Source organism: uncultured Roseovarius sp., from assembly GCF_963972555.1.
In the GTDB taxonomy this organism is placed as follows: domain Bacteria; phylum Pseudomonadota; class Alphaproteobacteria; order Rhodobacterales; family Rhodobacteraceae; genus Roseovarius; species Roseovarius mucosus.
The window spans coordinates 44,317-66,845 of record NZ_CAXAUM010000001.1 but is presented as its reverse complement, the minus strand read 5'-3'; the positions used below and the strand labels follow the sequence as shown (position 1 = coordinate 66,845).

Below are 22,529 nucleotides of genomic sequence, written 5' to 3'. Positions count from 1 at the left end.
GGTGGTATTCAGACGTCGTGACAGACGCCCCTGGTGGAAGGTCATTGCCGGGTTTCTCTGGCCCAAGGGCGGATGGGGGCGGGCCTTTACCTATGTCCGCCATCGACTGAACCGGCTGCCTGATCCGCCCGACCGCATCGCGCGTGGAATTTTCGCAGGCGTGTTCACAACCTTTACACCGTTTTACGGGTTGCATTTCATCGTGGCCGCGACGCTGGCGTGGATTTTGCGTGGCAATATCCCGGCGGCTCTCCTGGGGACGTTCTTTGGCAATCCGCTGACCTATGTGCCCATCGGGGTTGTCTCGCTTCAGACCGGGCACGCGATGCTGGGGCGCGGCGCCATGGCTGAGGATGAAATCAGCCGCTCGCTCGGGGGCAAGTTTCTGGACGCGGGCGATGATCTCAAGAATAACTTTCTGGCCATTTTCATGGACCACAAGGCTGACTGGAGCAGTCTCAAGCTCTTTTATGACGATGTTTTCTTTCCCTATATGATCGGGGGAATTGTGCCGGGGATCGTGACGGCACTCGCGGCCTATTACATCAGCCTGCCGGTGATCACCGCCTATCAGCACCGTCGCAAGGGGGCGCTCAAGGCGAAATGGGTGGCGATGAAGGAAAAGAAGGCGACCAAGGAAAAACAGGCGCACGCGGCTGACGAGGCGGGTAAATCGGACTAGCTTGCATCACGAGTCGCGGATCAATTACGGGAGAGGCCGATGTCGGCAGGAAAGAAGCTACGCCTAGGCGTCAATATCGACCATGTGGCCACGGTGCGCAATGCGCGCGGCGGGGCCTATCCTGACCCCCTGCGCGCCGCCAAGATTGCGCAAGAGGCGGGGGCAGATGGCATTACCGCGCATCTGCGCGAGGATCGCCGCCATATCTCGGACGCGGATATCGACGGGCTGATGGAGGTGCTGACAGTGCCGCTCAACTTCGAGATGGCTGCGACCGAGGAAATGCAGCGGATTGCCCTGCGCCACAAGCCGCACGCCGTCTGCATCGTGCCGGAAAAGCGCGAGGAGCGCACGACCGAGGGCGGGCTCGAGGTCGCGCGTGAGGAAAACCGGCTGGCGCATTTCATCGCTCCCTTGCGCGAGGCCGGATGCCGAGTGTCGATCTTTATCGCGGCCGACAAACGGCAAATCGAGGCCGCGCACCGGATCGGGGCCGAGGTGATCGAATTGCACACCGGCGCCTATTGCGATGCCCATGCCGAGGGGCATTTCGACGCCCGCGACCGCGAACTGGAGAGTTTGCGCGAGATGTCTGCCTATGCCCATTCCTTGGGGCTCGAGGTGCACGCGGGCCATGGGCTCAGCTATGACACGGTGCAGCCGGTCGCGGCTTTCCCCGAGGTGATGGAACTCAATATCGGGCATTTCCTCATTGGCGAGTCGATCTTTCGCGGGCTGGGACCGGCGATTGCAGAGATGCGGCGGCTGATGGACGAGGCGCGGGGGTGAGGCCGCGCCGGGCCGCTCGGGCATGACACCATGGCGAGGCCTTTTGGCCGCGGTGGCCGTTCTTGTTGCCTGCCTTGCCCTCTGGCAGCTTGAGGGGCAGCGGCGTGGCGTGGACATCACCAGCTTTACGGTCTCGGACACGCCGATCACGCGGATGGCCATGCCGGGGGCCGATGGGCCGGTGGTTGTCGTCGCGCATGGCTTTGCCGGGTCGCGGCAGATGATGCAGGCCTATGGGCTTGATCTGGCGCGGGCGGGTTATCGGGTCTGGGCGTTTGATTTCGAAGGGCACGGGCGCAACCGGGTGCCGATGTCGGGCGATGTGACCCGCATCGACGGCACGTCGCGGCTCTTGATGGCGCAGACGGGCCGGGTTGTCACAGCAGCCATGGCGCAAGAAGGCTTTGCGGGCGAGGTCGCGCTCTTGGGGCATTCCATGGCCACGGATATCATCATCCGAACCGCGCTGGAGGATGCAAGGATCGGTCCCGTGGTGGTGATTTCGGCATTCTCCCAAGCGGTGACAGCGACAGAGCCAGACAATCTTCTGCTTATCACCGGCGCGTGGGAGGCGGGACTGCGCAGCTTTGCCCGCGCGGCGGTGGCGATGGTCGCGCCCGGCGCGGGCGAGGGCGATACCGTGCAGGCCGGGGCGGTCACGCGCCGCGCGGTGGTGGCACCCTGGTCCGAGCATGTGGCGGTCCTGCACAGCCGTCTGGGCCGGGCCGAGGCGATTGGCTGGCTCGATGCCGCCTATGGCCGCACGAGTGATGTCGCGGTGCGTGCAACAGGGCCATGGTTTCTGGTGCTGATGGCTGCGATCGTGGCGCTCGCGGCCCCATTGGCGCGGCTTTTGCCGCAGACGGCGCCGCGCGCGCCGAGGGCCTTGCGCGGGGGGCAATTCACCCTTGTCGTTCTGGTGCCTGCGCTGCTTGCGCCGCTTTTGGCGGTGCAGGTGCAAACGCGGCTCTTGCCGGTCTTGGTGGCGGATTATCTGGCGCTGCATCTGGTGCTCTACGGGCTGATCCAGGTGGGCTTGCTGGGCTCCGTTGGGCGGCGTCCAAGCGGGTTTCACCCCGTCGCGGTGCTGGCGCTTCTGGTGTGGGGGCTCGGTGTCTTTGGCTTGGCCCTCGACCGGTATGGCGCGAATTTCTGGCCCACGCCCGAACGGTTGGCGATCATCGCCGCGCTGAGCCTTGGTGCGGTTCCTTTCATGGTGGCGGATGCGGTTTTGACACGCGGCGCGCCGCTCTGGCAGAGGTTGACGGCGCGGGCGGGCTTTCTGGCCTCGTTGGGGTTGGCCATCCTGCTCGATACCGAGCGGCTTTTCTTCTTGGCGATGATTGCGCCGGTGATCCTGCTCTTTTTCCTGATATACGGGCTGATGGGCCGTTGGGTAGCGGCACGGGCAGGGGCACTGAGCGCGGGTCTGGCGCTTGGCCTCATCCTCGCTTGGGCGCTTGGCGTCAGTTTTCCGCTGTTTGTAACGGGGATGAATGGATGATCTTGGGGATTGGCACGGATCTGGCGAATATCGAGCGGATCGCGCGCACGCTGGAGCGGTTCGGCGACCGGTTTCGTAACCGGGTTTTCACGCCGGTGGAGCAGGCCAAGGCCGAACGTCGCGCCGATGTTGCGGGCACCTATGCGAAACGCTGGGCCGCGAAAGAAGCCTGTTCCAAAGCGCTTGGCACTGGCCTGCGCATGGGCATCGCGTGGAAGGACATGGCGGTCACGAACCTGCCCACGGGCCAGCCTGTCATGCAGGTTACGGGCTGGGCCGCGACACGTCTGGCCGAGATGACGCCGCCGGGGCACGAGGCGATCATCCATGTGACACTGACCGACGATCACCCTTGGGCACAGGCCTTTGTGGTGATCGAGGCGCGGCCCGTCGCAGGCCCGGCTTGACACCATGGCCCCGGCCCCGCATGTAGCGCCGGAGAGATAGCGGAGGACGCCAAATGGCCGCCACAGGCAAGACATCGAGCTCTATCTGGGAAACCGTCAAGACGGTGTTCTGGGCCCTCGTGATCGCGGGGCTGTTCCGCACACTGTTCTTTCAGCCGTTCTGGATTCCCTCCGGCTCGATGAAGGACACGCTGCTGATCGGTGACTTTCTCTTCGTCAACAAGATGGCCTATGGATATTCCTATGCCTCTTGCCCGTCGATCCGGCTGGGCGGCTTGAACCTCGATGCGCAAAAGATCTGCGCCTTCATCGACGGCGACAATACCCGCATCTTTGGCTCCGAGCCCGAGCGCGGCGACATCATCGTCTTTCGCCAGCCGACCGATGGCACCGATTTCATCAAGCGGGTGATCGGCCTGCCGGGGGATCGCATCCAGATGAAGGATGGCGTGCTGCATATCAACGAGGTTGCTGTCGGTCTGGAACCGGCGGGAGATTTCGTCGAGGAATTCACCCGCCAAGGGCCCATGGGCATTCGCCCGCGCTGTGAGAATGGCGTGGTGGGCGAGGGGGCCGATTGCATCAAATCCCGCCAGATCGAGACGCTGCCCAACGGTCGGTCACACTCGATCCTGAACATCGGAGACCAGCGCTCGGACCACACGGGCGTCTTTACCGTGCCGGCGGGGCATTATTTCTTCATGGGCGACAACCGCGACAATTCCACCGACTCGCGCTTTCCGCAGGCGGTAGGCGGTGTCGGGTTTGTGCCCTTCGAGAACCTGATCGGGCGTGCGAACCGGGTGATCTTTTCCTCGGGTGGGCGTTCGATGCTGGCCTTCTGGACATGGCGCGGCGATCGCTTCTTCAAGAGGCTTGAGTGAAGATTTCAGCGGAAACAAAGGCGTTTCAGGCGCGGCTCGGGCATCAGTTTTCCGATGCGGGCCTCTTGGTGCGGGCGCTGACCCATTCCTCGATGGCGACGCCCAATCGCGATGACAATCAGCGGCTGGAGTTTTTGGGTGATCGGGTCCTCGGCCTTGTGATGGCCGAGGCGCTCTTGTCGCAGGATCAGGCGGCCACCGAGGGGCAGCTTGCGCCACGGTTCAACGCGTTGGTGCGCAAGGAGGCCTGCGCCGATGTTGCACGTGAGATCGACCTTGGTGCGGTGCTGAAATTGGGGCGCTCCGAAATGCTCTCGGGCGGGAGGCGCAAAGAGGCGTTGTTGGGCGATGCGATGGAGGCGGTGATTGCTGCCGTCTATCTCGATGCCGGGTTCGAGGCGGCGCGCGCGGTGGTGCTGCGACTCTGGGGTGCGCGGGTGGGTGCTGTCAAGGAAGATGCGCGCGATGCCAAGACCGCGTTGCAGGAATGGGCGCAGGCGCGTGGGCTGCCGCCGCCCGATTATGTCGAACTGGCCCGTACGGGACCAGATCACGCGCCAGTCTTTACCATTGCCGCGCAATTGAAAAGCGGCCAGAGCGCCGAGGCCACCGCCGGGTCCAAGCGGCAGGCGGAACAGGCAGCGGCGCGCGCGCTGCTGGATGAATTGCAGGCGGAGTGAGCTTGTGCGCAGGGCCGTCTTTTTGACCGTTATCGTCGCCTTGGGGTCGGTTGCCAAGGCGGAAGAGGCACCCGCCGATGCCTGGACGCTCCGCAAATGCGCGCTCTATGCGCAGGCGACCGAAGATGCCTTGGCCGCCCTTGGCCAAGAGGGGCTAAGTCCAAGATTTTTAGAGGAAAACCAAACCTTTATAAGGTCTGGATGTGTCGCGCCCGCGCGCATTTGTGCACAGACTGCACAGGACTATGCGTTGGCCGATTTGCTGACCATGATGACGATGAACGAGGGCATGGCGAGCACCTTTGTCCCCTTCGGATGCGCGAATTGACGCTCTGCTCTGGTCGCGGGGCGTCAAATCGGCTAGAGCCTGTCAATCATAACAGTCGAGACGCATCCCATGACCACGCGCGCCGGATTTATTGCCCTGATCGGAGAGCCCAACGCGGGCAAATCCACCCTGCTCAACCGCATGGTGGGGGCCAAGGTCAGCATCGTCACCCACAAGGTACAGACCACCCGTGCGCGCATCCGGGGCGTGGCGATGGAGGGCGAGAGCCAGTTGGTGTTCGTGGACACGCCCGGCCTCTTTCAGCCGCGCCGCAGGCTGGACCGCGCGATGGTCGCGGCCGCTTGGGGGGGGGCATCGGATGCCGATGTGGTGATCCTGCTCATCGAGGCGCATCGCGGTATCACCGAAGGGGTGGAGCGTATCCTTGAGGGGCTGAGCGGGATTGCGAAGGGTCGCAAGGTGGCGCTTGCGATCAACAAGATAGACCGGGTGCAGGCCCCGGTTCTGCTGGCCTTGACCAAGGACATGAACGAGCGCTTTGCCTTTGAAAAGACGTTCTTAATTTCCGCCGAGAAGGGGCACGGAGTGGACGATCTGCGGCAATGGCTGGCGGGTGAGGTGCCCGAGGGACCATGGCTTTATCCCGAGGATCAGATCGCCGATCTGCCGATGCGGATGATCGCCGCCGAGATGACCCGCGAAAAGCTGACGCTGCGGCTGCATCAGGAATTGCCCTATCAATTGACCGTCGAAACCGAGAATTGGGAAGAGCGCAAGGATGGCTCTGCCCGGATTGATCAGGTGGTCTATGTGGTGCGCGACGGGCACAAGGGCATCGTTCTGGGCAACAAGGGTGAGACCATCAAGGCCGTCTCCAAGGCCGCGCGCGAAGAGTTGGAAGAATTCCTTGGTCGCCGTATCCACCTGTTTTTGCAGGTAAAAGTACGAGAGAACTGGCAAGAGGAATCCGAGCGCTATTCCGAGATGGGGCTGGATTTCAAGGACGGGAACTAAGCCCATGGCCCGACTGAGCGCGCGCTTTTGGGTGGATGCCTATCTGGCGCGTCTCAGGTTGGCGGATGTCCCCGCCTTCGTGGTTGCGCATGGTGACGACACGGGCGGCGCGGTTCTGGTCAAGCTTAATACGCTGGATGGAAAAGCGAAGGTTTTTCAACGCTCTATCGACCTCATGAGTGGCGCGCGGGTCTGGATCACCTTGGCCGAGGGCGCGGAATCCGACGTGGATGCGGCGGTCGCGCGGCAAAAGGGCTATGATCCCGACCTGTGGGTGATCGAGGTGGAGGACCGGGAGGGGCGGCATCTGCTCGATCAGGATGGTTTGGCGGGGTGAGGGCCGATGGATTGGCGCGATCAGGGCATTCTTCTGAGCAGCCGAAGCCACGGGGAAACCTCTGTAATCATTGAAGTTTTCACGCCTGAGCGGGGGCGGCATGCGGGTGTTGTGCGGGGTGGCGCATCGCGCAAGATGGCCCCTGTGCTGCAACCGGGGGCGCAACTGGATGTGGAATGGCGCGCGCGGCTGGAGGATCATATCGGGACATTCCGGGTTGAGCCTTTGAAATCAAGGGCTTGGACCATGGGAGACCGGATGGCGCTGGCCGGGTTGAACGCGGTTTGTGCGCTCTTGCTGTTTGTGCTGCCAGAGCGCGAGGCACATGCGGAGCTATACCACAAGACATTGATATTGCTTGATCTTCTGGATCAGCCCGAGATCTGGACGCTGGCCTATCTCAATTGGGAAATGGCGCTATTGGAGGAAATGGGCTTTGGTTTGGACCTGCGGCGCTGTGCGGTTCTGGGAGAAAAGGCCAATGATCTCAGTTACATATCCCCCAAGACCGGGCGCGCTGTGTCACGCGCTGGGGCGGGGGAGTGGGCGGATCGCCTCTTGCCGCTGCCGCCCTGTCTGATGGGGCATGGTCCGGCGCCCGATGCGGAAATCCTGCAAGGGTTTGAAGTAACGGGACATTTCCTGAAAAATCACCTTGCCCCACAACTGGGCAATCGGCCTCTGCCCGAGGCGCGGGCGCGCTATGTGGCGCGGTTCGCGGCAGAGGTGGCGCGGGGCTGAGCCGCGTGTAAGCTCTGTAAGGTTTGCCCCTGGATTTTGTAAGGTCCGGGGCCTGTCACATCGCCCCGGCCTCCGCCCCGCCGTGGCGAGGTCCCGGGTCGAGCCCGGGGCGGGTGTTAAAGCAGCATCACCCCGCGCCGGACGAGATTGAGCCCGGCAATCAGCAGCACCCAGAGCGTGATCTTGCGAAAGGTGGCCTGATCAAACCGGTCCTGAAGGCGAAAGCCGATCCAGATCCCGAAGAGCGCCGGGGCGACCATGGCCGCCGAGAGCGGCAGGGTTTCGGCGCGCAACACGCCCGATCCGATATGCGAGCCAAGCAGCACCAGCGCGCCCAGACCGTAGATCACGCCCTGCACGCGCATCTGTTCGGTTTTCTCGGTGCTGCGCGCGATCAGCATGGCGACGGTAGGTGGCCCCCAGATGCCAGAGAGGCCGCCAAAGAGACCGGCGAGCGCGCCCATGCCCGCCTCGCCCTTGATCCCCGGCTCTGGCGGCAGGCGCAACCCGCGCCCGAGCAGGGTAGAGGCGGCGTAGAGCGTGATCAGCGGGCCGATGAAGAGCAGCATCGCGGAGGGCGGCAGCACCGGCACCAATTGCGCGGCGCAAACCATGACCAGACCGCCCGCAATGAGAAACACCCGGAAGCGGGCGATAGAAGCTATGGCGGCGCGCGGACCCTGGCGCAGCGCCTGCCACAGGTTGGTGGCCAGTGTCGGCAGGATCAGCCCGGCAAGGGCCAGATCGGGGGGCATCATCGTGCTGAGCCCCGCGATCATCACCGTGGGCATGGCAAAGCCCACCACGCCCTTGACCATGCCGGCACAGACCGCCACGGTAAAGGCCATGGCCCAACCCCAAAGCGGAGTCCAGAGAGGGCTTATGTCGAAAAATGCGTCCATTTCGCCTCTTATCATGGCGTTTGGGCGGCTGACCATGGCGTTAGTGCTGCGCTGCAAAAAATCAACGCGCAATTTTCGAACAAAAGCCTGCGACAAAAAGCATAATAGTTGCGCTGCACCTGCATAATGGATAAAAGGCACCAGATCAGGAAAAGGATGCGATTCATGGCACATGACGGACAGGATCTTGCGATGGCACAACCGATCATTCTGGGCGACCTGCTGGCGCTGACGGGTGTGGCTCTGGCCCCAGCCGAGGCACTGCTGGAGCGGGCCACGGGGGCGGTGCGTGCCATGGTGACGGTCGAGGGCCGTGTGTCGGGGGCGGCGATCGAGGCGCATCAGACGGCGGCGCATGGTCTGGCCTGGCTGGCGACTTATGTCGAATCGCTGCGCCAGATGCAGAACTGGGCGGTGCGGCTCGACGAGAAGGGGCAGTTTGGCGAGGTCGAGCAATTGATCCTGCAAATCGCCTTTGGCGAATACCTGAGCCAGATCGCGGGCGGCATCCAGATGAACCAGGGCGAGATGGTGCGGCTTCAGGATCTGGGCCTGAGCCCGGATGATGCGCATCTGCTGATGGATCCGGCCGCGCAAATGCTGATGCAAGCGGGCAATACCCAAGCGGCGCGGACCCGGTTGGTGGCGTTGATGCAGGAACGTGCCGCCGAGATCACCGTGGGGCGCACGGGGCTGGATGACGAGCTGGAGATGATCCGCGAGCAGTTCCGCCGCTTTTCCGTCGAGAAGGTCGAACCGCACGCGCATGAGTGGCATCTCAAGGATGAGCTGATCCCGATGGAGATCATCGAGGAATTGGCGGAAATGGGCGTGTTCGGCCTGACCATTCCCGAGGAATTCGGTGGCTTTGGTCTCTCCAAGGCGTCGATGGTGGTGGTGTCAGAGGAGTTGAGCCGGGGCTATATCGGTGTGGGCTCTCTGGGCACACGGTCCGAGATTGCCGCCGAATTGATCCTCTGCGGGGGCACCGACGAACAAAAGGCACAGTGGCTGCCGAAGCTGGCCAGTGCCGAGATTTTGCCGACGGCGGTCTTTACCGAGCCAAACACCGGATCGGATCTGGGCAGTCTGCGCACCCGCGCGGTCAAGGACGAGAATGGCGACTGGAAGGTGACGGGCAACAAGACCTGGATCACCCATGCCGCGCGCACCCATGTGATGACGCTTCTGGCGCGCACCGTGCCGGACACCACCGATCACCGGGGGCTGTCGATGTTTCTGGCCGAGAAGACGCCGGGCACGGATGAGGCCCCGTTCCCGACCCCCGGCATGACCGGCGGCGAGATCGAGGTGCTGGGCTATCGCGGCATGAAGGAATACGAACTTGGCTTCGACAATTTCCATGTGAAGGGCGAGAACCTGCTCGGCGGCGAAGAAGGCAAGGGATTCAAGCAGTTGATGGAGACCTTTGAATCCGCGCGCATTCAGACCGCCGCGCGGGCCGTGGGGGTGGCGCAATCGGCGCTCGATGTGGCGATGCGCTATGCGCAGGACCGCAAGCAGTTCGGTCGCGCGCTGATCGAGTTTCCGCGCGTGTCGGGCAAGCTGGCGATGATGGCGGTCGAAATCATGGTGGCGCGGCAATTGACCTATTTCTCGGCCTGGGAAAAGGATCACGGGCGGCGCTGTGACCTGGAGGCGGGGATGGCCAAGCTGCTGGGTGCGCGCGTGGCGTGGGCGGCGGCGGATAACGGGTTGCAGATCCATGGTGGCAACGGCTTTGCGCTGGAATACACGATCAGCCGGATTCTGTGTGATGCGCGGATTTTGAACATCTTTGAAGGGGCGGCCGAGATTCAGGCGCAGGTGATCGCGCGGCGGCTGTTGGGCTGAGGGTGAGTTGGAATTAGCCGTGATTGACTAATTAGTCATTGATGACTAGTTTCGGCTCATGGCCCCGTCTGATTGGCATTTTCCCCGGCGTGAGTTCACCCATAGTGTGTTTGTAACGCTGACGCAGGGGCCGGCCCCGGCGCTGCGGCTCTTTGGACCGCGCCGCACCGGCAAGACCGAGTTTCTGCAACGCGATCTGGGGCATATGGCGGCAGAGGTCTATGGGCACCGCGTGCTCTATGCCAGTTTCTGGCAGGCCAGTGCCGCGCCTCTGGCGCTGTTGCTTTATGCCTGTGATCTCGCGCTGCGCCCGCAGAGTTTCCCCGAGCGCTTGCTGACTTGGACGCAGACGCCGCCGGTCAAGATCCGGCTTGGCTCGCTCAAGGGGCTGGCAGGGATCGAGATCGACCTTGGCCAACGCCAGAGCGCGCGCCCGGCGGATGAATTGCTGCTGTTGGATCAGCATCTTGATCGGCTTGCCGATGCCAAGCGGCCCGCGCTCTTGCTGCTGGATGAGGTGCAGGAACTGGTCAGCCACCCGCAGGGGGCCGAGATCATGGCGGGGCTGCGCACGTCCTTGGATCGGCGGCGCGAGGGGCTGCGCACGGTCTTTACCGGCTCGTCGCAAGTGGGGCTGAACAAGGTGTTCTCTGCTCGAAATGCACCGCTTTACCGGTTCGCGGCCCCCTTGCATCTGCCGCCCATGGGGGCAGAGTTTGTCGAACACCAACTCAAGGTCTTTCACGGGGTCTATCGCCGGACGTTGGACCGCGAGACGGCGCTGGGGTTCTTCGAGCGATTTCAGGGAAATCCGATGTTCTTTCAGCGGTGGCTAACGGCGCTGGGCCTGTCGCCGCATCTGTCAGAGGCAGACGCCGCGCAGCAGACAGCACAGGATTTGGCTGCGGATCTGGAGTTTGACCGCAAATGGTTGGAACTTGAGGCGGGGCATCGGGCGATGGCGCGAATCCTTGCCGAGCGGGTGGCTGATCCGTTTGGCGCCGGTGGGGCTGCGCGCTATGCGGCCTTGACGGGGGGGGATGCGCCCATTCCCCAGACCCGGCAAAGCTATTTGCGCACCCTTTTGCGGCGTGGCATCGCCGATCAATGGGAGGGGGAGTGGCGCATCAGTGACCCGGTCTTTGAGGTTTGGATCAAGGAGCGCGGGGCGGATGATTTCTGAGCGCTGTCAATCCGGCTGAAAGATCGCATCCGCGCGCAGGGCCTTGAGCGTGCGCCACAGGAGCCCGCCAATGATCACGCAGAGGGCGCCGAGCAGGGCAAGGCCGATCAGGCGATGCCCGAGTGATCCCACCGCCTCGGCATAGGTGAAACTGGCGATGGTGACGCCCGCCATGGGAAAGCTGAGGGCCCAGAAGCTGAGGGAAAACTGCAACTTCAAGAGTCGGGGCAGCTGCACCGCGACAATCAGCGTGAAGAGATAGGCACAATTGAGCAGCACATGGGCGAAGGCATCGACCCCGCCCACCAATTGCACCCAGGCGAGAAAGCCCACCGAGGGCGGCGCGATCAGGATCACGAGCGAGGGTTGCAGGCGTTCGGGCAGGGGATCGTGAAAGATCAGGCGGTTCATCACCAGCGAGAGCAGCACGAGCCAGAAGATGAGGCCCACGCTGGTGAAGAACCAGCTTATTTCGGGGTAGCCGAGCGGCACGCCCCCGATGGCCACAATCACATTGCCCACCGCCGGGATGAACCATGCCGGTGACAGGTGCCCGTGTTGAAAGGCGCGCGCGCTGATCCAGCCGCTGACCACCGCGAGGGTGAGGACCAGTTGCATCGGCACGGCGATCAGCCACATGACATGGGCGATGGCCGGGGCGGGGGCGAGCATGACGATGGACATCAGCACGAGCGCGATTGAAATCGCCGGGAAGAAGGCGAGTTTCACCGGGTGCCGCCATTCGGCGGCGACGGCGGCGGGGTGGCGGATCGCCTTGGCGAGATAGCCGAGCGCCACGGCGGCAAAGACCGCCATGGTCAGCGAATGCGCGGCCCAAGAGGCCGCGTGCGTCAGGCCAAGGGAGTTTTCGCCCGCGCGGAGCGCGAGGGTAAAGCCGCAGAGGCCCATGACGATGGTAAAGAGTGTCACCGGCACATATTGCAGGTGGCTTTGTGTCGGGTCTGACATTGCGATTACTCTGCGGCGGTGATGGTCAGATGCAGGGATGCGAGACCGTCGATTTCGCCCAAAAGCACGTTGCCGGGCAGCACCGGGCCGACCCCTGCGGGCGTGCCGGTATAGATCAGATCGCCGGGGGCGAGGTGGTAAAAGCGCGACAGATGCGCGATGATTTCGGGCACGGACCAGATCATGTCGGCGAGGGTCGCCTCTTGGGCGATGCGCCCGTCCACCGAGAGGCGGATGCTTTGGTCCGCGATGTCGCCAAATTCGGACTTGGGGGTCAGCGGGGCGATGATCGAGGCGTTTTCGAAATCCTTGCCGATGTCCCAGGGGCGGCGCTTTTCCTTGGCCACGCCTTGCAGGTCGCGACGGGTGAGGTCGATGCCGCAGGCATAGCCGTAGACTGCGTCCATCGCGTCAGACACGCTGACGCGGAAGGCGGGGGCACTGAGGGCCACGACAAATTCCATCTCGTGATGGCAATCCGAGGTTTCCAGCGGATAGGGGATGCTGGCGCCACTCAGGCAGAGGGTTTGCGGCGCCTTGTTGAAGTAGAAGGGCGCTTCGCGGTCCACCTCGTTGCCCATTTCAAGCGCATGGGCGGCATAGTTGCGCCCGACGCAGAAAATGCGCTGCACCGGATAGCCCAGGTCCGTGCCGGAGATCGGCACGAGGGGCGGCTGTGGCAGGGTGAAAAGCGGTTGGGTCATCGGGGCCTCCGGGGCAAGCGATTGAATTCGCGCCTCTTATGCGCCCCGATTTGGCCCTTGTCAAAGCGGGGTCAGGCGACGCGGCGGCCCTGAGACCAGACACCGCGCAGCGCCGGTGCGCCGCCACGCAGGCGAAAGCGGATGAGGTCGGCACGGGCGTCCACCGCCAGTTGACCACGATCCGACAGGCCCACGGCACGGGCGGGATTGGCGGTGACGGTGGCCAGACCGCGCGCCATGTCGCCCCAGCGCGTGCCCAGTTGCACCGCGCTCAGGAGAAGGGCCGAGGGCACGTAATCGGACGAGAGAATATCGAGGTAGCCCAGATCGGCCAGCTCGGCGGCGGCGACATTGCCCGAGTGCGAGCCGCCCCGGATGAGATTGGGCGCGCCCATGATGACGCTGATGGTATGGGCATGGCAGGCGCGTGCCGCCTCGACCGTTGTGGGAAATTCGGCCAGGCGGATGCCGTAGCCGCTGGATACCGCCACCTGTTCGGCGGTCGTGTCGTCATGGCTGGCCAGCACCGCGCCGTAGCGGGCGGCATGGGCCACGGCGGCGGCCTCGTGGCGGGCGCCATTGGCGGCGCGCAGGGCCTGAAGCTGAGCCACGTGTTCGGCAAATTCTGCGTCCGAGAGCGCGTGTTTGCCCTTCACATAGGCTTCGAGCTTTGTCAGGTCGCGGAATTGCCGCTGCCCCGGCGTATGGTCCATCAGGCTGACGATGCCGACGCGGTCTTGGGGTTCAAATTCCTCCATCTCCTCTTCCAGCGTTTCCGAGCAGACCTCGGCGCGCAGGTGCAGGAAATGGCTGATCTTGAGCGCATCCTCGGCGCGCAGGCTGAGAAGCTCGTTGGCGAGACCACGGGCATATTTACCGTAGCGCCCGACGCCGGTCGGGATCGAGCCCACGCGCATGGCGTCGAACACCGTGGTGATGCCCACGCTGGCCAATTCCGCATCATGGGCGAGGATGGCGGCGTTATGCGGCCAGTCGACCTTGGGGCGGGGTTGGATGTGCCGCTCCAGATTGTCGGTATGCAGCTCGATCAGGCCGGGGGCGAGGTAATCGCCGTCGCAATCGACCGCGCCGGGAGGCAGGGCCGCGCCGCTGTCGATGGCGGTGATTTTGCCGCCTTTGAGGTGCAGCGCGCCGCGGATCACCTCGTTGGGCAGAACGAGGAGGGCATTGGCGAGTATGATGTCTTCTGTCATTGGGATGTCACGCTTTCCTGGCACGTCACGGCAACCCGACGAGAGAGATCATGGATTTTCACCGCTACGCTATTTATTTCACGCCCCCCGAGGGGGAGTTTGCCGCGCTTGGTGCGGCGTGGTTGGGATGGGATGCGGCGCAGGGCTGTGCCGCGGCGCATCCAGAGGTTTCGGGCCTGCCAGCCCCCGTGGCCGAGATCACCGAGACGCCGCGCAAATACGGGCTGCATGCGACGATCAAGCCGCCCTTCGCCCTGGCGGAGGGGCAGGCAGAGGCCGGGTTGATCGCGGCCTTCGAGCGGTTCTGCGCAGGCGAGGCGGCGGTCACGTTGGAGGGGTTGCAGATTGCGGCGCTGGGCCGGTTTCTGGCGCTGGTGCCGGTGGGGGATCAGGGCGCATTGTGCGCCTTGGCCGCGCGCGCGGTGGCGGCGTTCGAGCCGTGGCGCGCGCCGTTGACCGAGGCGCAAGTGGCGCGGCGACGGGCGGGCGGCCTGAGCCCCGCGCAAGACGCGCTCTTGCTGCGCTGGGGCTATCCCTATGTGATGGAAGAATTCCGCTTTCACATCACGCTCACGGGCAAGCGGCCCAAGGGAGAATTGCCGGGGATCAAGGCGGCGCTGGAGGGGCTGTTGCTGCCCTTGCTGCCGCGCCCCTATGGGATCGACGCGCTGTCGCTGGTGGGCGAGGATGCGGCGGGGCGGTTTCATCTGATCCACCGTCAGACCCTCACCGCATAGATGGATTTGAGCGCCGATTTGGTCAGTCGGGGCAGGGGCGCGTCGGTGTCGAGGGTGACGACCGGGCCGACCCCCTCGGGCAGGGCCATATCGGCGCCGGTCAGGCGTTCGGCGATGTCTTGTGGGGTTTCGCGCCCGCGCGCGGCAAGGCGGGCGGCCAGAACCTGCGGCGTGGCGGTCAGGTGCAGGATGACGAAGGGCTGAAACCGCGCCTGCGCCTGCTCCAGGACGCCGCGCGAGAGGTTCACGAGCAGGTCGCGCCCCGCCGCCAGATCAAGACAGATGCCCACCGGCACGCCGTAGCGCAGCCCGTGCGCCCGCCAGTGGAGCGAGAAGCCCCCCTCCTTGAGGCGGGCGTCGAATTCGGTCTCGCTTACTGCCTCGTGGCCTTCGCCCTCGGGGTCGGGGGCGCGGGTGATCACGCGACGCGCGCGGCGCAGGCCGGGACGCTCTGCGATCATGGCGCGCATCAGCGTGTCCTTGCCCACGCCCGAGGGGCCGACCACGGCGATGAGGCGGCCGCGCGTCATGCCGCGCGCGCCGGGGTAAAGGCGGTTACATCCACCTCTCGGTCGCAGACGCGGGCGCGCGCGGCCTCGTCGTGGAAGATGCCGACGATCGCCGCGCCGCGCGCCTTGGCCTCTTCGATGAGGGTCAGCACCACCTCGCGGTTGGTGGCGTCAAGGCTGGCGGTGGGTTCATCGAGCAGGAGGGCCGGAAAGTCATGGGCGAAACCGCGCGCGATGTTGACGCGCTGTTGCTCGCCGCCCGAAAAGGTCGTGGGGCTGAGCGACCAGAGCCGTTCGGGGATGTTGAGGCACGCAAGCAGCGCCTCGGCGCGGGCCAATGCCGCCTCGCGCGGGGTGCCGAGGATCAGGAGCGGTTCGGCCACCACATCGCGGGTGGGCACGCGCGGCACGACACGCAGGAACTGGCTGACATAGCCCAGGGTATGGCGGCGCAATTGGATGATTTCGCGCGGCGCGGCGCGGGCGACATCGGTCTCACCCACGAGGATGCGGCCCGCATTGGCGCGGTAATTGCCATAGATCATCCGCATCAGGGTGGATTTGCCCGCGCCGGAGCTGCCGGTCAGGGCCACGCAGTCGCCGGGGCCGACGTGCAGATGTGCGCCCGCCATCACCGGGATGACCGCGCCGCCCTGATTGTGCAGGGTGAAGCTCTTGCTCAGGTTTTCGATCTCGATCATGGCTTGCGTCCCTTTCATCGGTCAGACCTGCAACACGCTGGAGACAAGCAATTGCGTGTAGCCGTGTTGCGGATCGTCGAGCACCTGATCGGTCAGCCCATCCTCGACCACGCGGCCATCCTTCATCACCATCAGCCGGTCGGCGAGCAGGCGCACGACGGCCAGATCATGCGTGACGATGATGGCCGAGAGCCCCATTTCGCGCACCAAGCCGCGCAGGAGATCGAGAAGCCGCGCCTGAACACTGACATCGAGGCCGCCGGTGGGTTCGTCCATGAACACAAGGCGCGGGCCGGTCACAAGGTTGCGGGCGATTTGCAGGCGCTGCTGCATGCCGCCTGAAAACGCCTGCGGTTTGTCATCGACACGATCGGCGGCGATCTCGACCCGTCCGAGCCAGTCGATCGCCTGATCGCGGATATCGCCGTAATGCCGCGCGCCCACGGCCATCAGGCGTTCGCCCACATTGCCGCCCGCCGAAACTCCCATGCGCAGCCCGTCGCGGGCGTGTTGATGCACAAAGGCCCAATCGGTGCGCATGAGCATCCGCCGTTCGGGTTCGGACATGGTGAGCGTGTCGCGGGGGCCGTGGCCGCGGGTGTCAAAAATGACTTCGCCCCGGTCGGGGGGCAGATGCCCGGCAAGGCAGGACAGGAGCGTGGATTTGCCCGATCCGCTCTCGCCCACGATGCCCATCACCTCGCCGGGGTAAAGATCAAAGCTGACGCCTTCGCAGCCGCGGCGGGTGCCGTAGAACTTGGCAAGACCGTGAACCTGCAAGAGGGGGGTCATGCTGTGGCCTCTTCATAGGGGGCGCCCTGGGCGCCGATGTGGCCCGCCGCGCGGCGCGCGCGGCAATAATCGGTGTCGGAGCAGACGAACATGCGCCCGCCCGCGTCATCCGTGATCACCTCGTCGAGATAGCTGTCGGCGGCGCCGCAGAGGTCGCAATCGTGATCGGCCTTGCTTGCCTGAAACGGGTGATCTTCGAAATCCAGACTGACGACCTGGGTATAGGGGGGCAGGGCATAGATGCGCTGTTCGCGCCCCGCGCCAAAAAGCTGGATCGCGGCCATGCTGAGTTTCGGGTTGTCGAATTTGGGGATCGGGGAGGGGTCCATCACATAGCGCCCCTCGACCTTGACCGGATAGGCATAGGCGGTGGCGATGGCCCCGTGTTGGCTGATGTCCTCATAGAGTTTCACATGCATGAGGCCGTATTCCTCGAGCGCGTGCATCTTGCGGGTTTCGATCTCGGAGGGTTCGAGGAACCGCAGCGGTTCGGGGATCGGCACCTGATAGACGAGGATCTGATCCTCGGTCAGCGGTTCTTCGGGGATGCGGTGGCGGGTCTGGATCAGGCTGGCGCGGGCGGTTTCCTCGGTGGTGGCAACCTGCGCGGTTTTCTCGAAGAATTTGCGGATCGAGACCGCGTTGGTGGTGTCATCGGCACCCTGGTCGATCACCTTGAGCGTGTCAGTGGGCGTGAGACAGGCGGCAGAGACCTGCACGCCGCCCGTGCCCCAGCCATAGGGCATCGGCATTTCGCGGCTGGCAAAGGGCACCTGATAGCCGGGGATCGCGAGCGCCTTGAGAATGGCGCGGCGGATCATGCGCTTGGTCTGCTCGTCGAGATAGGCAAAGTTGTAATCGGTCATAAAAGCCCCCGGTCGCGCAGGTCGGCATTGAGGGCCTCTGGCCCGGTGAAGTGATGCGCCTGCCAGCCTGCGGCGCGGGCGCCCGTCACGTTGTCGGCGCTGTCGTCGATGAAATAGCACGCCTCCGGTGCGGCCTTGGCGCGGGCGCAGAGGAGATCGAAAATCTCGCGGTCGGGTTTGACCATGCGCTCGTGCCCCGACACGACGATGCCCTCGAACAGCGTGGTCAGTTGGGGATGCAATTGCAGCGCCTGCGGCCAGGTATCGGCCGAGAAATTGGTGAGCGCCCAGAGGCGGTGGCCGCTTTCCTTGAGCGCGGCGGCGATGTCCCATGACCCTTGGATGCGGTTCTGGATGGTCAGGCCGAAGCGGTCGAAATAGCCGTCCATGAGGTCTGCATGGTGTGGCCAGCGGGCGGCAATCGCCGCCACCGCCTCGGCCCGGCTCCGGCCCCGGTCCTGTTCATAATTCCAGTCGTAGAAACCGACCTCTGCCAGCAGCGCGTCAATCTCGGCGTCGCTGCCGATGGCATGGCGAAAGGCCGCCTGCGGGTCCCAGCGCAAGAGGACATTGCCGATGTCAAAGACGATGAGGGTCATGGGCGCGCCTGTTTCTTTATGGCGAAAATACTCATTCCGCCGCCTCCCGGTGGGCTGCGCCCTCGGCCTCGCGGCGGAGTTTGCGCACCAGTTCCAGTTCGGACTGGAAATCGACGTAATGCGGCAGCTTGATATGTTCGAGAAAGCCGGTGGCTTGGATGTTGTCGGCATGCATGAGGACGAATTCCTCGTCCTGTGCGGGTGCGCCTTGGTCCTCTTCGCCCAACTCTTTCCACCGGAGCGCCCGGTCCACGAGCGCCATGGCGATGGCCTTGCGCTCGGTCTGGCCAAAGACCAGCCCATAGCCACGGGTGAATTGCGGCGGTTCGGTCTTGGAGCCTTTGAACTGGTTGACGGTTTCGCATTCGGTGAGGGTGATGTCGCCCAACTCGATCGCAAAGCCCAGTTCGGGGATGTCCATTTCCACCGCCACCGCGCCGATCCTGAGTTCCCCCACAAAGGCGTGGTTGCGGGCATAGCCGCGCTGGGTGGAATAGGCGAGCGAGAGGATGAACCCCTCGTCGCCGCGCGTGAGCGCCTGAAGTCGCAGCGCGCGGTCTGCGGGCAATTGCATCGGTTCGCGGGTGAGGTCGGGGGGCGTCTCGTCGCTGCTGGGTTCCTGCTGGATCAGACCCTCGCGGTCGAGATAGCCCATGATATGCGGTGTGGGGCCGGGGGCGGGCGTGGCGGTCGGCGCTTGGGGTGTTTCGCCCTCTGCCGCGAGTTTGAAATCCAGCAAGCGATGCGTGTAGTCAAAGGTCGGGCCCAGCACCTGACCGCCCGGCGCGTCCTTGAACGTGGCCGAAATGCGCCGGTCGCAGCGCATGGCGGCGGTATTCACCGGATGGGACGCACCAAAGCGGGGCAGGGTGGTGCGATAGGCGCGAATGAGGAAGATCGCCTCGATCAGATCACCGCGCGCCTGTTTGATGGCGAGCGCGGCGAGGTCGGGATCATAGAGCGAGCCTTCGGCCATGACACGATTGACGGCGAGGCTGAGTTGTTCGCGGATCTGCGCCACGCTGAGGTCGGCCACGCCCGTATCGCCGCGCCGCTCTTCGGCGAGCCAGGCATGGGCGTTGTCGATGGCGCGTTCGCCGCCTTTGACTGCAACATACATCTAATGGGCCTCCACGCGGGTTGAGCGCGGCAGGGCCGCGAGATGATCGCCAGCGGTAAAGAGGAAATCGAGCCCCAAGGGATAGTGCGCCGCGTTGCGCTGAAACGCGGCAATGTCCGGCAGCGAGAGGGCGGCGGCGGTTTCAATCCCCGGCCCGGTGAGGCGCGCGCCGGTTTGCGTGAGCGTGGGCATCTCGACGATCAGGGTGGTCGAGCGGTCGGGGTATTCGGCGCTGCCGATGGGATAGTCGGTGAGGGGCAAGAGCGCCTGCCAAGGCCCTAGAGCAAAGCTGGCGCGGGCGGGTGCCACCAGCGGTGCGCCGGTGTGAAAGGTGATCCAGTCGCGCACCATTGGGGTATCGGCCGCCCCCGCCAGATGCAGGGGCGTTTCGGGATCACACAGCGTCAGGATCACCGCCCCGGCGGCGGGTGAGAGCGGCAGCGGCGGCCGTGCCCCCGTGATCCGCTCGATGGTGCCGGGGCGGGCCATGGCGCGCATCACCGCGCGAAACGCCTCGGCAGCTTGGGTCGGGGCGGTGGTAAAGCCGCCGGTCAGAGCCTCGGTCTGCATCAATCCTCTCCTCGCACGAGGGTGAAGAAATCCACCTTGGTCGCGGCGGCGCGGGCGGCGCGGGCGGTTTGGCGGGCAGTCTCGGCCTCGGACAAAGGGTCCAGAATCATGGAGCGGATCCTCTCTGCCTCGGTCCCTTGCATCAGCGCGTCGATCAAGGCGGCCTGCGTGGCGTGCCGTTTGTCTCGGCCCTGCACATAGCCGTGGCCGACCCGGCCATCGCCCAGTTGCAGCGCGCAGCGGGTGACGGTCATTTCGCCAAGGTTGAAGGCCGCCCCGGTGGCCCCGGCGCGGCCCCGCACCATGACGCCACCCACTTCGGGGGCGCGCAAATAGGCGTGATCGGGGGTCAGCCCGGTGTCGGACCAGAGCCGGTGCAGATCCTCGGCCGGGGCGCGCGCCAAGAGGCCCATCCAGCCCTTGCGTTCGGTTTCTGTGCTCATGCGGACACCTTGTTGGACATCTTGCGAAGTTGTCGAGATTACTATACAACTAGACAAATCTATACGCGAAACCCCGGCCTCTAGCAAGGCCGCAACAGGTGAAACTTCTGTGACATGAGCCGAGAAAAACCTGACGCCCTGTGGCGCGCGATCCGTGACAGCCTGAGCGGCGATATTGCGGCGGGGCGCTATGGCCCCGGAGACAAGCTGCCGACCGAGGCGGCGCTCTCCGCACGATTCGGGGTCAATCGTCATACGGTGCGGCGCGCGCTTGCAGCTCTGGCCGAGGCGGGGGCGATCTTTACCCGGCGCGGGGCGGGGGCCTTTGTGGCGCATCGCCCGACCGAGTATCCGATTGGTCGGCGGGTGCGATTTCACCAGAATCTGCAAGCTGCCGGGCGGTTGCCGACCAAGGAAATTCTCGCGCTTGAGACCCGCAGTGCCGATGCCGCCGAGGCCGAGGCGCTGAAGCTGGTTCCGGGGGCGATGGTGCATGTCTGTGACGGGGTGTCGCTGGCGGATGGCGTGCCGGTGGCGGTGTTTCGCAGCACATTCCCGGCCGCGCGGTTTCCCGGCCTGCCCGAGGCGTTGAGGCGGCTCAGATCGGTGACGGCGGCGCTGGCCGAGCAGGGGGTGGCGGATTTCACCCGCGCCTCGACCCGGCTCAATGCCAAACTGGCAAGCCCGATGCAGGCGGTGCATCTGAACCTCAGCCCCGGCGCGCCGATCCTGCGCACCCTCGCGGTCAATGTCGATCCCGAAGGGCAACCCATCGAATATGGGCGCACCTGGTTTGCCGGGGATCGGATCACGCTGACACTGGCGGAGGCCTGAAAAACCGCCCGTCTTGTCACGGTCCTGTCACACCCGGCGCCTATCAGCAGGGTTATTCCTGCTGCCGTTTTGATCCGTCATTTTCAGCATCCAACGGGCGGCCCGCTGTGGCCGCCTTTTTCTTGTGCTCAGCCGCCGTGTTTTTCGAGAAACGCCTCGGCGCTCAGGCTGCGGAAATCATCCAGGGTTTCCCGCAGGCGGGCGTGATCCCAATCCCACCACGCGAGCGCCATCATGCGGTCGGCCAGAGCGGGGGCAAGGCGCAGGCGCAGGGGCCGGGCGGGCACGCCCGCGACGATCGTATAGGGGGCCACGTCATGCGTCACCACGGCCCCCGCAGCAATCACCGCGCCATGGCCCACGGTGATCTCGGGCTTTACCTGCGCGTTATGGCCGATCCAGGTGTCATGGCCGATGCGCGCCACGCGGGCGCGGCGTTTGTCGAACCAGAGCGCATCGTCTGCGACATCGTCCCAATAGCTGGCAGAGCGATAGAGAAAGTGATGCAGGCTGGCGCGGTCGAGCGGGTGATCGGTGGCCCCGATACGCACGAAGCTGGCGATATTGGCGAATTTACCGATCTCGGCATTGGCGAGGTCACAGGAGCGGTCGCAATAGGAATAATCCCCCATCGCCACATGCGCGAGGCGGCTGCCACGCCCGACCTCTGTGTAGATGCCGAATTCGCAATCGGTGATCTCGCAGTCGGGGTGGATCAGGGCCTCGTCGGCCTGCAATCGGGACATCGCGCGCTCCTTAAGGGTTTCGGGTCTCTGGTGGGAATGCTGTTAGCAAATAAAGGTAATATTTTTATGGTGCTACGGCGGTCTCGATACAGAAATCCACTTTTCCGTCCATGCTCTTTGGTGGTCATGGTAACGAGGCCTGCGTTCAGGGCGGGCGGCGCACCTCAGGGATCTACCCGGACTGCATGGGAATGCCCCCCTCTGAGGTCAGACCATGCGTGGCGCGGCGGACGAGCCCTCTAGAAATTCAATGGCATTTCAGAGGGCATCCCCAAGCAGGTTGGGCCCGCTCATGGGGCTGGCAGCCAAGTCAGAATCGTTCATCGAAAGGGACGAACAGACATATAATGCGGACTAACCGGCATTAAAGAAACGCTTGGATTGGATAGTTTGGCACCGCGCCTTCGTTGGCGGGAAGCAATCCTTTTCCCGCGGGCTTTGGCGGACTGTGCCGTTCGG

Annotated in this window: 27 protein-coding genes; 14 read left to right on the top strand and 13 right to left on the bottom strand. The window is 64.4% G+C overall.

Annotated features, from left to right (window positions below):
- The first annotated feature begins 1 nt into the window (after window position 1).
- The 10 genes from AACZ65_RS00385 (at window position 2) to recO (ending at window position 7,327) form a co-directional block, all read left to right on the top strand.
- The gene (locus AACZ65_RS00385) at window positions 2-682 is read left to right on the top strand and encodes a DUF2062 domain-containing protein (RefSeq protein ID WP_037272339.1); all 681 of its coding nucleotides are present in this window, start codon (window positions 2-4) and stop codon (window positions 680-682) included.
- 39 nt (window positions 683-721) lie between these two features.
- On the top strand, window positions 722-1,471 hold the full coding sequence (locus AACZ65_RS00380; protein ID WP_339667407.1) for a pyridoxine 5'-phosphate synthase: 750 nt from the start codon (window positions 722-724) through the stop codon (window positions 1,469-1,471).
- 22 nt (window positions 1,472-1,493) lie between these two features.
- On the top strand, window positions 1,494-2,975 hold the full coding sequence (locus tag AACZ65_RS00375; protein WP_339667406.1) for an alpha/beta fold hydrolase: 1,482 nt from the start codon (window positions 1,494-1,496) through the stop codon (window positions 2,973-2,975).
- Window positions 2,972-3,382 (top strand): holo-ACP synthase, encoded by a 411-nt coding sequence (gene acpS, locus AACZ65_RS00370; protein WP_339667405.1) that lies wholly within the window; start codon window positions 2,972-2,974, stop codon window positions 3,380-3,382. The genes AACZ65_RS00375 and acpS overlap by 4 nt, the downstream gene beginning before the upstream one ends.
- Before the next feature lie 53 nt (window positions 3,383-3,435).
- Window positions 3,436-4,266 carry a signal peptidase I gene (gene lepB / locus AACZ65_RS00365; RefSeq protein WP_339667404.1) on the top strand — a complete coding sequence of 277 codons (831 nt, stop codon included), beginning with the start codon at window positions 3,436-3,438 and terminating at the stop codon, window positions 4,264-4,266.
- A complete protein-coding gene (gene rnc / locus AACZ65_RS00360; protein WP_037272346.1) occupies window positions 4,263-4,946 on the top strand; it encodes a ribonuclease III in 684 nt (227 codons plus the stop codon). The genes lepB and rnc overlap by 4 nt, the downstream gene beginning before the upstream one ends.
- 22 nt (window positions 4,947-4,968) lie before the next feature.
- A complete protein-coding gene (locus AACZ65_RS00355) occupies window positions 4,969-5,274 on the top strand; it encodes a hypothetical protein (RefSeq protein ID WP_339667403.1) in 306 nt (101 codons plus the stop codon).
- A 69-nt stretch (window positions 5,275-5,343) separates the two neighbouring features.
- Window positions 5,344-6,249 carry a GTPase Era gene (gene era / locus AACZ65_RS00350; protein WP_339667402.1) on the top strand — a complete coding sequence of 302 codons (906 nt, stop codon included), beginning with the start codon at window positions 5,344-5,346 and terminating at the stop codon, window positions 6,247-6,249.
- 4 nt (window positions 6,250-6,253) lie between these two features.
- Window positions 6,254-6,586: a DUF1491 family protein gene (locus AACZ65_RS00345; RefSeq protein WP_339667401.1), complete on the top strand. Its 333-nt coding sequence runs from the start codon at window positions 6,254-6,256 to the stop codon at window positions 6,584-6,586.
- Window positions 6,587-6,592: 6 nt separating this feature from the next.
- Complete coding sequence (gene recO, locus AACZ65_RS00340; protein WP_339667400.1) at window positions 6,593-7,327, top strand: DNA repair protein RecO; 735 nt, start codon at window positions 6,593-6,595, stop codon at window positions 7,325-7,327.
- A gap of 116 nt (window positions 7,328-7,443) precedes the next feature.
- Here the strand turns inward: recO and AACZ65_RS00335 are convergent, their stop codons facing one another.
- Complete coding sequence (locus tag AACZ65_RS00335) at window positions 7,444-8,229, bottom strand: sulfite exporter TauE/SafE family protein (RefSeq protein ID WP_339667399.1); 786 nt, start codon at window positions 8,227-8,229, stop codon at window positions 7,444-7,446.
- A 165-nt stretch (window positions 8,230-8,394) separates the two neighbouring features.
- Between AACZ65_RS00335 and AACZ65_RS00330 the strand changes: the two genes are divergently transcribed.
- Together AACZ65_RS00330 and AACZ65_RS00325 are read left to right on the top strand one after the other, a co-directional pair.
- The gene (locus AACZ65_RS00330; RefSeq protein WP_339667398.1) at window positions 8,395-10,083 is read left to right on the top strand and encodes an acyl-CoA dehydrogenase family protein; all 1,689 of its coding nucleotides are present in this window, start codon (window positions 8,395-8,397) and stop codon (window positions 10,081-10,083) included.
- A gap of 58 nt (window positions 10,084-10,141) precedes the next feature.
- Window positions 10,142-11,266, top strand: coding sequence for a hypothetical protein (locus AACZ65_RS00325; RefSeq protein WP_339667397.1), 1,125 nt, complete (start codon window positions 10,142-10,144; stop codon window positions 11,264-11,266).
- A gap of 6 nt (window positions 11,267-11,272) precedes the next feature.
- Here the strand turns inward: AACZ65_RS00325 and AACZ65_RS00320 are convergent, their stop codons facing one another.
- The 3 genes from AACZ65_RS00320 to AACZ65_RS00310 form a co-directional block, all read right to left on the bottom strand.
- Window positions 11,273-12,235, bottom strand: a complete 963-nt coding sequence (locus tag AACZ65_RS00320; RefSeq protein ID WP_339667396.1) for an SLAC1 anion channel family protein — start codon at window positions 12,233-12,235, stop codon at window positions 11,273-11,275.
- A 5-nt stretch (window positions 12,236-12,240) separates the two neighbouring features.
- Window positions 12,241-12,939, bottom strand: a complete 699-nt coding sequence (locus AACZ65_RS00315; protein ID WP_339667395.1) for a fumarylacetoacetate hydrolase family protein — start codon at window positions 12,937-12,939, stop codon at window positions 12,241-12,243.
- Window positions 12,940-13,010: 71 nt separating this feature from the next.
- Window positions 13,011-14,153, bottom strand: coding sequence for an alpha-D-ribose 1-methylphosphonate 5-triphosphate diphosphatase (locus AACZ65_RS00310; protein ID WP_339667394.1), 1,143 nt, complete (start codon window positions 14,151-14,153; stop codon window positions 13,011-13,013).
- A 50-nt stretch (window positions 14,154-14,203) separates the two neighbouring features.
- On the opposite strand from AACZ65_RS00310, the gene AACZ65_RS00305 reads away from it, so the two are divergent.
- Window positions 14,204-14,890, top strand: coding sequence for a DUF1045 domain-containing protein (locus tag AACZ65_RS00305; RefSeq protein ID WP_339667393.1), 687 nt, complete (start codon window positions 14,204-14,206; stop codon window positions 14,888-14,890).
- On the opposite strand, the gene phnN is transcribed toward AACZ65_RS00305, so the two are convergent.
- From phnN to phnG, 8 genes are read right to left on the bottom strand one after another with little or no spacing between them, the layout of a single operon-like run.
- Window positions 14,872-15,420, bottom strand: coding sequence for a phosphonate metabolism protein/1,5-bisphosphokinase (PRPP-forming) PhnN (phnN, locus tag AACZ65_RS00300; protein ID WP_339667392.1), 549 nt, complete (start codon window positions 15,418-15,420; stop codon window positions 14,872-14,874). The two genes, AACZ65_RS00305 and phnN, sit on opposite strands and share 19 nt — an antisense overlap.
- Window positions 15,417-16,100, bottom strand: a complete 684-nt coding sequence (phnL, locus tag AACZ65_RS00295; protein ID WP_339667391.1) for a phosphonate C-P lyase system protein PhnL — start codon at window positions 16,098-16,100, stop codon at window positions 15,417-15,419. The genes phnN and phnL overlap by 4 nt, the downstream gene beginning before the upstream one ends.
- Window positions 16,101-16,121: 21 nt before the next feature.
- Entirely contained in the window at window positions 16,122-16,892 is a 771-nt protein-coding gene (gene phnK, locus AACZ65_RS00290) for a phosphonate C-P lyase system protein PhnK (RefSeq protein WP_339667390.1), read from the bottom strand.
- The gene (locus tag AACZ65_RS00285) at window positions 16,889-17,758 is read right to left on the bottom strand and encodes an alpha-D-ribose 1-methylphosphonate 5-phosphate C-P-lyase PhnJ (protein WP_339667389.1); all 870 of its coding nucleotides are present in this window, start codon (window positions 17,756-17,758) and stop codon (window positions 16,889-16,891) included. Before AACZ65_RS00285 ends, phnK begins: the two co-directional genes overlap by 4 nt.
- A complete protein-coding gene (locus tag AACZ65_RS00280) occupies window positions 17,755-18,357 on the bottom strand; it encodes an HAD family phosphatase (RefSeq protein WP_339667388.1) in 603 nt (200 codons plus the stop codon). The genes AACZ65_RS00285 and AACZ65_RS00280 overlap by 4 nt, the downstream gene beginning before the upstream one ends.
- 31 nt (window positions 18,358-18,388) lie before the next feature.
- On the bottom strand, window positions 18,389-19,477 hold the full coding sequence (locus AACZ65_RS00275) for a carbon-phosphorus lyase complex subunit PhnI (protein ID WP_339667387.1): 1,089 nt from the start codon (window positions 19,475-19,477) through the stop codon (window positions 18,389-18,391).
- Entirely contained in the window at window positions 19,478-20,047 is a 570-nt protein-coding gene (gene phnH / locus AACZ65_RS00270) for a phosphonate C-P lyase system protein PhnH (RefSeq protein WP_339667386.1), read from the bottom strand.
- Complete coding sequence (gene phnG / locus AACZ65_RS00265) at window positions 20,047-20,490, bottom strand: phosphonate C-P lyase system protein PhnG (RefSeq protein ID WP_339667385.1); 444 nt, start codon at window positions 20,488-20,490, stop codon at window positions 20,047-20,049. The genes phnH and phnG overlap by 1 nt, the downstream gene beginning before the upstream one ends.
- Window positions 20,491-20,604: 114 nt before the next feature.
- On the opposite strand from phnG, the gene phnF reads away from it, so the two are divergent.
- Complete coding sequence (phnF, locus tag AACZ65_RS00260; protein ID WP_339667384.1) at window positions 20,605-21,324, top strand: phosphonate metabolism transcriptional regulator PhnF; 720 nt, start codon at window positions 20,605-20,607, stop codon at window positions 21,322-21,324.
- Window positions 21,325-21,452: 128 nt separating this feature from the next.
- Here the strand turns inward: phnF and AACZ65_RS00255 are convergent, their stop codons facing one another.
- The gene (locus tag AACZ65_RS00255; protein ID WP_339667383.1) at window positions 21,453-22,070 is read right to left on the bottom strand and encodes a chloramphenicol acetyltransferase; all 618 of its coding nucleotides are present in this window, start codon (window positions 22,068-22,070) and stop codon (window positions 21,453-21,455) included.
- Window positions 22,071-22,529: the final 459 nt, after the last annotated feature.

Excerpts from the sequence above, each read along its gene's own strand:
- AACZ65_RS00380 (WP_339667407.1), top strand. The coding sequence starts at position 722 with ATGTCGGCAGGAAAGAAGCTACGCCTAGGCGTCAATATCGACCATGTG.
- AACZ65_RS00375 (WP_339667406.1), top strand. The coding sequence starts at position 1,494 with ATGACACCATGGCGAGGCCTTTTGGCCGCGGTGGCCGTTCTTGTTGCC.
- acpS (WP_339667405.1), top strand. The coding sequence starts at position 2,972 with ATGATCTTGGGGATTGGCACGGATCTGGCGAATATCGAGCGGATCGCG.
- lepB (WP_339667404.1), top strand. The coding sequence starts at position 3,436 with ATGGCCGCCACAGGCAAGACATCGAGCTCTATCTGGGAAACCGTCAAG.
- era (WP_339667402.1), top strand. The coding sequence starts at position 5,344 with ATGACCACGCGCGCCGGATTTATTGCCCTGATCGGAGAGCCCAACGCG.
- AACZ65_RS00345 (WP_339667401.1), top strand. The coding sequence starts at position 6,254 with ATGGCCCGACTGAGCGCGCGCTTTTGGGTGGATGCCTATCTGGCGCGT.
- recO (WP_339667400.1), top strand. The coding sequence starts at position 6,593 with ATGGATTGGCGCGATCAGGGCATTCTTCTGAGCAGCCGAAGCCACGGG.
- AACZ65_RS00335 (WP_339667399.1), bottom strand. The coding sequence starts at position 8,229 with ATGGACGCATTTTTCGACATAAGCCCTCTCTGGACTCCGCTTTGGGGT.
- AACZ65_RS00330 (WP_339667398.1), top strand. The coding sequence starts at position 8,395 with ATGGCACATGACGGACAGGATCTTGCGATGGCACAACCGATCATTCTG.
- AACZ65_RS00325 (WP_339667397.1), top strand. The coding sequence starts at position 10,142 with ATGGCCCCGTCTGATTGGCATTTTCCCCGGCGTGAGTTCACCCATAGT.
- AACZ65_RS00320 (WP_339667396.1), bottom strand. The coding sequence starts at position 12,235 with ATGTCAGACCCGACACAAAGCCACCTGCAATATGTGCCGGTGACACTC.
- AACZ65_RS00315 (WP_339667395.1), bottom strand. The coding sequence starts at position 12,939 with ATGACCCAACCGCTTTTCACCCTGCCACAGCCGCCCCTCGTGCCGATC.
- AACZ65_RS00310 (WP_339667394.1), bottom strand. The coding sequence starts at position 14,153 with ATGACAGAAGACATCATACTCGCCAATGCCCTCCTCGTTCTGCCCAAC.
- AACZ65_RS00305 (WP_339667393.1), top strand. The coding sequence starts at position 14,204 with ATGGATTTTCACCGCTACGCTATTTATTTCACGCCCCCCGAGGGGGAG.
- phnN (WP_339667392.1), bottom strand. The coding sequence starts at position 15,420 with ATGACGCGCGGCCGCCTCATCGCCGTGGTCGGCCCCTCGGGCGTGGGC.
- phnL (WP_339667391.1), bottom strand. The coding sequence starts at position 16,100 with ATGATCGAGATCGAAAACCTGAGCAAGAGCTTCACCCTGCACAATCAG.
- phnK (WP_339667390.1), bottom strand. The coding sequence starts at position 16,892 with ATGACCCCCCTCTTGCAGGTTCACGGTCTTGCCAAGTTCTACGGCACC.
- AACZ65_RS00285 (WP_339667389.1), bottom strand. The coding sequence starts at position 17,758 with ATGACCGATTACAACTTTGCCTATCTCGACGAGCAGACCAAGCGCATG.
- AACZ65_RS00280 (WP_339667388.1), bottom strand. The coding sequence starts at position 18,357 with ATGACCCTCATCGTCTTTGACATCGGCAATGTCCTCTTGCGCTGGGAC.
- AACZ65_RS00275 (WP_339667387.1), bottom strand. The coding sequence starts at position 19,477 with ATGTATGTTGCAGTCAAAGGCGGCGAACGCGCCATCGACAACGCCCAT.
- phnH (WP_339667386.1), bottom strand. The coding sequence starts at position 20,047 with ATGCAGACCGAGGCTCTGACCGGCGGCTTTACCACCGCCCCGACCCAA.
- phnG (WP_339667385.1), bottom strand. The coding sequence starts at position 20,490 with ATGAGCACAGAAACCGAACGCAAGGGCTGGATGGGCCTCTTGGCGCGC.
- phnF (WP_339667384.1), top strand. The coding sequence starts at position 20,605 with ATGAGCCGAGAAAAACCTGACGCCCTGTGGCGCGCGATCCGTGACAGC.
- AACZ65_RS00255 (WP_339667383.1), bottom strand. The coding sequence starts at position 22,070 with ATGTCCCGATTGCAGGCCGACGAGGCCCTGATCCACCCCGACTGCGAG.